The 632-nt window shown below is 21.0% G+C and carries 1 protein-coding gene; it reads left to right on the top strand.

The features are described 5' to 3' along the window. Positions 1–126: 126 nt before the first annotated feature. On the top strand, positions 127–632 hold a 506-nt coding region (locus GQX97_RS13820), incomplete at its 3' end, for a radical SAM protein (RefSeq protein WP_157152332.1).

Below are 632 nucleotides of genomic sequence, written 5' to 3'. Positions count from 1 at the left end.
AAAATGCTTAATCAATTTAATGTTTAAAAAATATTAATTTTATTATTTATTTTTTATAATTTTCATATATAATTTTCATATATAATTTTCATATATAATTTTCATATATAATTTTAGGAGTATTTTATGAGCAGAACTATAGTAGATGATATAGTATGGTGGATACCTATAAAAAAAATTAGRGATAARGCTAGAGGAAAACTAAACTCAAAATTTTTTCCAAATAATAATATTACTTATGAGCAGTTAAAAAGAGTAACACCTCAGGCATTTATAGAATATATTGATATACATATAGTTGAACATTGTAATTTGCATTGCTTTAGCTGCAGCAATTTTTCTCAAATTGCGGAAGAAGAATATTTAGATATAAATAGTTTTGAAAAAGATATAAAAAGATTGTCTGAAATTACTAATAAAATGATAAATAGGTTTAGTATAATGGGTGGTGAACCTTTGTTAAATAAAAATTGTAAAGATTATTGTAAAATATTAAGAAGCTATTTTCCAAATACTTCTATTACTATAATAACAAATGGAATTTTATTATTACAGCAAGATGAAGATTTTTGGAAAACTCTTTCTGAAAATAGTATAGATATATTTCTAACTAGATATAATATTAATTTGAG

It is taken from the genome of Brachyspira sp. SAP_772 (genome assembly GCF_009755885.1).
Taxonomy (GTDB): Bacteria; Spirochaetota; Brachyspiria; order Brachyspirales; family Brachyspiraceae; genus Brachyspira.
The sequence above is the reverse complement of the archived record's forward strand: the minus strand, read 5'-3'. Positions and strand labels throughout refer to the sequence as shown.